Below are 5,172 nucleotides of genomic sequence, written 5' to 3'. Positions count from 1 at the left end.
ATCGGCCAGGGCGCAGAAGGCGGCGCCGGGCAGGGCGTCGGGCACGGTGGCGTGGGCGTGGGCCAGCTGCTCGGCAAAAGAAAGGGCTTCGGAAGACACGGGAGCGGAAAAACGTGAGATTAGGACCGGGACAGTAAACCTGCCGGTGAACCAAAAGTTTCGGGTGGGCCCGGGCAACGCCACGGACGCGGCGGCCGTTTAGCCAGCCACCCGAACACCGGGAGCGGCGCGCAGCCGCCCCGGCAAAAGGTACGCAATTCGTGTTTTTATTCCACTTTTTCCTTTCGTTTTATGTCCGACACCACCCTCACCAAAATTGATTCGCGCCACTCGCCTAAAGGCCCCGACGGCGAAAAATACCTGGCCTCGGGCAAGCACGTGGCCATGCGCATGTGGGAGAACGAGCAGCCCGGCGAAGCCAAGGCGCCCGCTTCCCGCCCCTACGAAACGGTGGGCTACGTGCTCGCGGGCCGTGCCGAACTGCATCTGGCCGGCCAGATGGTTATTCTGGAGCCCGGCAACTCCTGGGTAGTACCGAAGGATGCCGAGCACACCTACAAGATTCTGGAAACCTTCTCGGCGGTAGAAGCCACGTCGCCCCCGGCCCAGGTGCACGGCCGCGACGAGCAGTAGTACCTGTGGCTTATTGCCCCGAATAACCCGAAAGCCCCGCGTCATGCAACACTTAAGCATCCGCGGGGCTTTTGTGACATTCAGAACCAGCTTATTTTTTATTCTCCCCTCCTATTTCAAGCAATGAAAACCCGCGAACTGGGCCGGACCGGCCAGCACGTTTCGGCCCTGGGGCTGGGCTGCATGTCGATGGCCTCCGACTACGCCTACGGCCCGAGCGACGCCCGCGAAGCCACCGCTACCTTGCACCGCGCCCTGGAGCTGGGCATCACGTTCTGGGATACGGCCGATGTGTATGGCTTCGGGGCCAACGAGGAGCTGCTGCGGCCGGTGCTGCAGGCGCACCGGGCCGAAGTGTTTCTGGCCACCAAGTTCGGCTTCGTGGCCGACGGCCATAGCGGCACCGCGCTCGATGTGCGCCCCGAGCGCATTGCTGACGCCTGCGATGCCAGCCTACGGCGCCTGGGCGTTGATACCATCGACCTGTACTACGCCCATCGTATCGACCCGGCCGTGCCGGTGGAAGAAATGGTGGGCGCAATGGCCAACTTAGTGCAGGCCGGCAAAGTGCGGTTTCTGGGCGTGTCGGAGGCTTCGGCGGCTTCGCTGCGGCGGGCGGCGGCCACCCATCCCATGGCGGCGCTGCAATCGGAGTACTCGCTGTTTACGCGCGACGTGGAGGCCGATATTCTGCCCACTTGCCAGGAACTGGGCATTAGCCTGGTGGCATTTTCGCCGCTGGGCCGGGGGCTGCTCACGGCGGCGGGCCCGCAACTGGCGACGCAGGACCTGCGCCGTAGCATGCCCCGCTTCGACGACGCCAACCTGGCGGCCAATGCGCCGCTGCTGGCGGGCCTGCACGACTTTGCCGCCGCCAAAAGCTGCACCCCGGCCCAACTAGCCCTGGCCTGGCTGTTGGCGCAGGATGAACACCTGCTGCCTATTCCGGGCACCAAGCGCGTTAAATATCTCGAAGAAAACGCCGCGGCAGCCGCCATCACACTATTGCCGGCCGAGCAGCAGCAGCTGCAGGCATTGCTGGCGGCGCATCCGGTGGCGGGAGCACGCTACGGCGAAAGCGCGGCCCGCCTGGTGAACCGCTAGGCGCTAGGCCCCACCGCCTTGTAGGGCTGGTAGCCTATCACCCATTTATAGACCATCTTCAACAGCTTCACTTCCTCGAAGGGCTTGGTGAGGTAGTCGTTCATGCCGGCGGCGAGGCATTTGTCGCGCTCGCCCACAATGGCATTGGCGGTGAGAGCGATGATGGGCGTGGCAATGCCCAGGTCGCGCCGCAGCTGGGCTGTCGCCTGGTAGCCGTTCTGCACGGGCATCTGCACATCCATCAAAATCAGGTCGTACGACTGCCCGCGGGCCAAGTCGACAGCCAGCTGGCCGTTCGCGGCCTCGTGCACATCGATGCCGGCATTCGAGAGGAAAATGGTGGCCAGCATGCGGTTGAACACGTTGTCTTCGACCAGCAGCAGGCGCTTGCCCTGCAGGGCCTGGTGCAGGTAGTCGAGGTCGTCGTACTGCTTCTGGGTGAGCGAATCGGGATGGCCCACGGGCAGCTGCAGCACAAACCGGCTGCGGGTGCCCACATGCTTGCTGCTTTCGAGCTGAAGCTCGCCGCCCAGCAGGGCCACCAGCTTCTGGCTGATGTTGAGCCCCAGCCCCGTCCCGCCAAACTGCCGGGTCACGGACGGGTTTTCCTGGCTGAACTCCTCAAAAATCTGCTTCAGGTACTCCGGCTCGATGCCCACGCCCGTGTCTTCCACCACAAACTCGACCAACGCTTCGTAGGAGGTAGGCTGGCCAAGCAGCGTGCAGGCTAGGTGTACGTGGCCCTGGTCGGTGAATTTAATGGCGTTGCCGGCCAGGTTGAGCAGTACCTGCGTGATGCGGTGCGGGTCGCTGAACAGCACGGCGGGCAGGGCTGGGTCAAGCCGGGTTTCGAAGAGCAGGCCTTTTTCCTCGGCCCGGTAGCGCAGGGTTTTCTCAACCTGCTGGCACAGGCGCACGGGGTCGAAGCCAATGTGCTCGATGGTGAGGCGGCCTGCTTCAATCTTGGCCGAATCGAGAATATCGTTGATGATGACCAGCAGCATGTCGGCCGAAGCCGTGATGGCACTCAGATAGCTATTTTGCAGGGCATTGAGCGGGGTTTTCTCCAGCAGGCGGCTCATGCCCAGAATGGCATTCATCGGCGTGCGGATTTCGTGGCTCATGTTGGTGAGGAAGCGCTGCTTGGCCTGGGTGCTGGTTTCGGCCACGGCCTTGGCTTCGCGCAGGCGGGCTTCGAGCTGCTTCTGGGGCGTTACGTCGAGGTAGATGCCGATGGAGCCGACGTGCCGGTGCTGGTTGTCGTAGAGCGGAGCCCCGCTCACCAGCAGCCATTTGGGCTCGCCGGTTTTGGCCGTCACCATGATTTCGTACGAGTCGGCCACCCCGTCCTGCCGCGACTGCAGCTTGCTTTCGACCAAAGCCAAATCTTCGCCGGTGAGCAGCAGCGGCGACAAGCGCTGCCCCTGCAGCTCCTCGGTGCAGAAGCCGGTCATGGCGCAGAAGCTCTGGTTGGCGTAAATGAGGTGGTCGTCGAGGTCGGCTTCCACCAGGCCCAGCGACATATTCTCGATAATGCCGCGGTACTTCTCCTCGCGGCGGCGCAGCTCGGTTTCGGCCCGCGTGCGAGCCGTCACGTCCTGAAACTTCCAGAGCTGGCCCAGGTACTGCCCCTGCTCGTCGTGTACCGGGATGTAGTCGCGCTGCAACACTCGCCCGTCCGTCAGCTCAATGACATCGGCCAGCGCCAAGGTTCTCCGTTTCAGCAGGGTTTCGATGCGCGCCAGGTAGGCATCGGGCTCGCGCACGTAGGCCAGCGACTGCGCCGCCAGCTGCTCGCCCTGGTAACCCACAAGCTGAGCGGGACTGGTGGGCTTGGTTAGCAGCTGGCAAAACGCCTCGTTGGTGAGCATGATGCGCCGGTTCTCATCCTCAAGCACAATGCCCTCGCGAAAGTTGTCGATGACGGCGTGCAGGCGGCGGCTGGTGGCTACCAACGCGCCCCGCGCATCTTTCAGGGCCGAGATGTCGGTGTTGGAGCCCGTGAGCGTGGCGGGCCGGCCGGCCGCATCGCGCGTGGTGATGATGGCCCGCGTGAGCACCCACTTATACGTACCATCGGCGCAGCGCAGGCGCATTTCGCCGGTGCAGGCCGCCAGCTTGCCCGACAAATAGTCCTGAATGAGCTGCCACGTCGGGCCGTAGTCGTCGGGGTGCACGAAGTTGTGCCAGTCGTCGCAGATGGCGGCAAAAGCTTCATCGGAATAGCCCAGCATGGCCTTGTACTCTGGCGAATAATACGCATGCTTGGTGCGCAAATCGATTTCCCAGGTGCCATCGCCGAAGCCTTCGAAGGCCATCTGCACCCGCATGTTGCCGGCCCGCACCGCCTTCTCGGCCATGCGCAGGGGCGTGATGTCGAGCAGCAGGCCGCTGTATTTCACCCAGCCCGGGCCGGATTCAGTCATAGTGGCGCTGCCCCGCATCCAGCGCACGGGCTGGCCGGCCACCACCACGCGGCCCTCATAAATCCACGGCAGGCGGTTGCGGGTGGCATAATCGAGGTTCTGTAGAAAGCCCTCCAGCTCGTCGGGATGAATAAAATCCGTCATCCGGGCCAGGTCTTCGGGCTCGACGCCAAACAGCTCGCGCACCTTGGGGCTCACGTAGTCGAAATGGTAAGGCCCTTCGTCGAACTTATGCCACTCGTACAGTACGCCGGGCACATTCTCAGCCAGCGAACGAAAGCGCGGCTCCTCATTGGCCCGCGCCTGCTGCTCCTGCTTCCAAGCGGTGATGTCTTCGAGCACACCCACGTAGCGCACGAGGCTGCCAGCCAGGGGCGACACCGGCCGCACGCTCACGCGCAGCCAGCGCACTGCCGCGCGGGTTGGTTGGGGCAGCTCATACGAAAATGGCAGTTGCTGGCACAAACGCTCCTCAATGTAGGCACTCAGCCCCACATCGCGCACATGGCCGCGCAAAAACGTGATGGGCTGCTGCCCCAGCACCGCTTCGGCCGCCAGCCCCGTCAGCGCCGTGAAGCCGGCATTCACCCATTGCACCCGGCAGTCGGCATCGGCCAGAATGAGGCCAGTATGCGCTTCGCCCAACAGGTAGTGCAGTAGGTCGGGCACCACAAAAGCCGGCTCGTCGGCCATTTCGGGCACGGGGCCAGAGGCCGCCACCTGCTGGCGCAGGGCGCGGTTTTCGGCCCGCAGCCGGGCAATCTCAGCAACTAAGTCGTCGGTATTCGTCATAGCACAGCAGGAAAGGAAGCTGGTTCTCAGGCCAGCGCAGCAGCTATCGGCATCACCGACAACCACTTGCTAAGCTAATGGTTAGCTAAGCTATATAGCCGACGTACGGAATCAGCCGGCTTTCGGACCGCCGCCCGGCAGCTGCCCCACGTAGCTGTGCGACACCGGCACCGGCCCGTGCACGCCGTGCAGCGCAAACGCCAGCTGCAGCGCCTCG

General features: G+C 63.7%; 3 protein-coding genes. 2 read left to right on the top strand and 1 reads right to left on the bottom strand.

The window, feature by feature from the left end:
- Positions 1-291: 291 nt before the first annotated feature.
- Positions 292-633 (top strand): cupin domain-containing protein, encoded by a 342-nt coding sequence (locus tag ACYVDE_RS13960; protein WP_460502156.1) that lies wholly within the window; start codon positions 292-294, stop codon positions 631-633.
- A 123-nt stretch (positions 634-756) separates the two neighbouring features.
- Positions 757-1,737, top strand: a complete 981-nt coding sequence (locus tag ACYVDE_RS13955) for an aldo-keto reductase family protein (RefSeq protein ID WP_460502155.1) — start codon at positions 757-759, stop codon at positions 1,735-1,737.
- On the opposite strand, the gene ACYVDE_RS13950 is transcribed toward ACYVDE_RS13955, so the two are convergent.
- Positions 1,734-4,955 carry a PAS domain S-box protein gene (locus tag ACYVDE_RS13950; RefSeq protein ID WP_460502154.1) on the bottom strand — a complete coding sequence of 1,074 codons (3,222 nt, stop codon included), beginning with the start codon at positions 4,953-4,955 and terminating at the stop codon, positions 1,734-1,736. The two genes, ACYVDE_RS13955 and ACYVDE_RS13950, sit on opposite strands and share 4 nt — an antisense overlap.
- Positions 4,956-5,172: the final 217 nt, after the last annotated feature.

Source organism: Hymenobacter agri, assembly GCF_054778495.1.
This window is presented reverse-complemented; position numbering and strand designations above follow the sequence as displayed.

What these genes read in the sequence shown, in the direction of transcription:
- ACYVDE_RS13960 (WP_460502156.1), top strand. Translation starts at nt 292, where the DNA reads ATGTCCGACACCACCCTCACCAAAATTGATTCGCGCCACTCGCCTAAA.
- ACYVDE_RS13955 (WP_460502155.1), top strand. Translation starts at nt 757, where the DNA reads ATGAAAACCCGCGAACTGGGCCGGACCGGCCAGCACGTTTCGGCCCTG.
- ACYVDE_RS13950 (WP_460502154.1), bottom strand. Translation starts at nt 4,955, where the DNA reads ATGACGAATACCGACGACTTAGTTGCTGAGATTGCCCGGCTGCGGGCC.